3 protein-coding genes are annotated in these 3,072 nt (G+C 72.1%); 2 read left to right on the top strand and 1 reads right to left on the bottom strand.

Annotated features, from left to right (window positions below):
* Positions 1–192 precede the first annotated feature (192 nt).
* Positions 193–711, top strand: a complete 519-nt coding sequence (locus GRC12_RS43190) for a hypothetical protein (protein WP_208785907.1) — start codon at positions 193–195, stop codon at positions 709–711.
* On the opposite strand, the gene GRC12_RS43185 is transcribed toward GRC12_RS43190, so the two are convergent.
* Entirely contained in the window at positions 704–1,849 is a 1,146-nt protein-coding gene (locus GRC12_RS43185; RefSeq protein WP_208785906.1) for a serine hydrolase domain-containing protein, read from the bottom strand. The two genes, GRC12_RS43190 and GRC12_RS43185, sit on opposite strands and share 8 nt — an antisense overlap.
* Before the next feature lie 271 nt (positions 1,850–2,120).
* Here GRC12_RS43185 and GRC12_RS43180 point away from each other — a divergent pair.
* Positions 2,121–3,072 (top strand): RNA polymerase sigma factor (locus GRC12_RS43180; protein ID WP_208785905.1); only part of this gene is annotated, 952 nt, incomplete at its 3' end.

Below are 3,072 nucleotides of genomic sequence, written 5' to 3'. Positions count from 1 at the left end.
GCCCCCTCCGCCGCGACGCGCACCCAACTCCCCTCGGCCCGTCCGTCCAAGACCCGTTCGGACGTCCGGGCGACCCCGACGAGCGTGCCCTCCGCCGTGGAGGGCCGCTGACCAAATCGAAGCCGAAGCCCCAGCCCTCGCCCTCACCAGATTGGTTTTGAACACGTTCAATTACAGGCGTACGCTGCCGTCATGAGCGACAGAGCCGCCCTTCTCAAGGGCATCCGCGTCTGGCTGGTCCTGTTCGTCGTCTGCCTGGTGCTCAGCGGCGCCACGGCCTTCCCCCTGGTGCACGAACTGCGCTGGACCGAGGACGTGTTGCGGTCCCTGCCCACGCCGGACCCGCTCATGGACTGGATCGCCCGCGTCCGGCGCGGACTCGACGCCGCCGACACCGACTACCCGTTCCTGCTCTACGGCACGGACTGGCTGGCCTTCGCCCACCTCGTCATCGCCGTCGCCTTCTACGGGCCCTACCGCGACCCCGTACGCAACATCTGGGTCGTGGAGTTCGCGATGATCGCCTGCGCCGGCATCATCCCGCTCGCCCTGATCTGCGGGCCGATCCGGGGCATCCCCTTCTGGTGGTCGGTGATCGACATGTCCTTCGGGGTGTTCGGGGTGATCCCGCTGTACATCCTGCGCAGAAAGATCAAGCGCCTCGAAGCGCTCACCCCGAACCCTGGCCCCACCCCCGCGCTCGCTACCTGAGCGCGGCCAGCGCGACGCGTTCGGCGACCGGGTTCATCGACTCCCCCTTGGCGTCGGTCGAGTTGACCGAGTAGACGAGGGTACGGCTCAGGTCCCGGGTCGCCGCCACGAACGTGCTGTAGCCGTACCGCGCCCCCGATTTCAGCCAGTACACCCGTCCCCCGTGCTCGAACCGCTGGAGCCCCGCGGTGTAAGTGGCGCCCTTGATGCCCGCCGGAACCGTGAACATCTCCTCCAACTGCGGCCCGGGCACGATCCGGCCCCGGAACAGTGCTGTGATCAGCCGCTCCAGGTCGGCGGTGGTCGAGATCATGTCCCCGGCCGCCGTCCGGTCCGCCTGGTTCCAGTCGGTGACGTCGACGAACTCGGTGCCGCCGTCGGCCCGTCGGACCACCTGGTAGCCGTGGTTGTGCGGTCCGCGGATGCGGGGATCGGCGCCCGGGAAGTACGTGTCCCGCATCCCGGCCGGCCGCAGCACGAGCCGTGTGGCCTCCTCGGCGTACGAGTGCCCGGTCACCTTCTCGATCAGCAGCCCCAGGATCGTGTAGTTGATGTTCAGGTACTCCTGCCGGGTGCCCGGCCGGAACTCCGGTCCCTTCGCCACCGCCGACGCCACCACCTCCCGCGCTGTGAGCGTGTCGAAGCGGTGCGCGTACTGCGCCTCGAAGGAGTCGCCCCAGCCGTCCCCCGCCTGGATGCCGCTGGTGTGGTTCAGCAACTGCCGTACCGTGACCGGCTCGAAGGCGGACGTCAGCAGCCCCGGCAGATACCGCTGGACCGGCCTGTCCAGATCGACCCTGCCCTGCGCCGCGAGCCTCAGCACGGCCGCCGCCGTCACGACCTTCGTCGTGGATCCGGCGCGGAAGCGGGCGTCCGGGTCCGCCGCCCGGCCGCTCGCCAGATCGTGCACGCCCGCGCTGCCGCGCCAGGTGCCGTCGCGACCGCCGACCCGGACCAGCGCGGCGGTCGCGTCCGCGTCCGGTAGTCCGGCGATCGCGGCCCGCAGGGCGTCGGCGTCGGGTCCCGAGCCGGCGTGCGCCGAGCTCGCCGAGGTGACGGCGAGGGCGGGCGCGGCGAGTGGACCGGCGGACAGGGCGAGGACGAGACAGGCGGCGAGGATCGGGGTGCGGGCGCGCATGGGCTGCTCCGGGGCCTTGGCGGTGAGTGTCGTCGATCATCCTGGCCGTGGGCGAGGCTCCGCGGATCGTCGGCGGGGAGGGCCCGCGCCCCTGACCGATCCCGGAGCAAATGCCGTACGTGGTAAGGGAGTTGCCGGGGTCTTCCCCTACGGGGACCGACAGCGGGGTGACGGGCGCCGAAAAACTGTTATCGCGGGCGGGCCCGGACCGTCCCCAGGGTGTGATCTCCGACATTGCGAACAGCAGGGGCCCGGCTGAGAAGGTGCGGGCATGAGGACGCGCGCCGACGCCGGGACGACCGGCCGGCCCTGGCGCGCCACCATCGCCGCCGCGCAGGCCGGAGACCGGCAGGCGCTGGACGAGCTGGTGGCGGGCTGGCTGCCGCTGGTCTACAACGTCGTCGGACGGGCCCTGAACGGACACGCGGACGTCGACGACGTCGTCCAGGAGACCATGCTGCGCGCCGTCGACAACCTCGGCTCACTGCGCGACCCGGACAGCTTCCGGTCCTGGCTGATGGCGATCGCCATGCGCCAGATACGGGATCGGGCGCGCCGCAGGACGCCTCGGCACCTGGACGAGAACGCGGCCCAGGAGGCCACCGACTTCGCCGAACTCACCGTGCTGCGCCTGCACCTGGAGGGACAGCGGCGCGAGGTCGCGGAGGCGGTGCGCTGGCTGGACGACGAGGACCGGCAGCTGCTGTCGCTGTGGTGGCTGGAGGTCGCCGGCGAACTGACCCGCCGCGAGCTGGCTGCGGCCGTCGGCATCAGCAGACAGCACGCCGCCGTGCGCGTCCAGCGGATGAAGGAGCGCCTGGAGACCTCGCGCGGGATCGTCCGCGCCCTCGACGGCGCCTGCCCCGAACTGCGCGAGCTGACCGGCCGCTTCGACGGCCGTCCCGGCTCGGTCTGGCGCAAGCGGCTGGCCCGGCACATCAGGGGCTGCGCCTACTGCGGTGACGCCCGCGAGTCCGTCGTACCGGCGGAACGCCTGCTCGTCGGCATCGCGCTCGTACCGCTCCCCGTAGGCTTCACGCTGTCGCTCGCGCTCGGCGGCAAGACGGCCGCCGCCGCGACCTCCGTCGGCTGGTCCGCCAAGCTCCTCGGCGTCCTGACCAAGCCCGCGATCGCCGTGACGGCGGGCGCCACGATCATCGCGGGCGGCACCTACGTCGTCACCCGGCCCGCGCCCGGCCCACCCCCGCGGGCGACCGCGACCG

The sequence above is a fragment of the Streptomyces griseorubiginosus genome (assembly GCF_017614965.1).
GTDB lineage: Bacteria > Actinomycetota > Actinomycetes > Streptomycetales > Streptomycetaceae > Streptomyces > Streptomyces griseorubiginosus_B.
This window is presented reverse-complemented; position numbering and strand designations above follow the sequence as displayed.

Bases quoted from the DNA above. Each gene is read 5' to 3' on its own strand.
- GRC12_RS43190 (WP_208785907.1), top strand. From the start codon at position 193: ATGAGCGACAGAGCCGCCCTTCTCAAGGGCATCCGCGTCTGGCTGGTC.
- GRC12_RS43185 (WP_208785906.1), bottom strand. From the start codon at position 1,849: ATGCGCGCCCGCACCCCGATCCTCGCCGCCTGTCTCGTCCTCGCCCTG.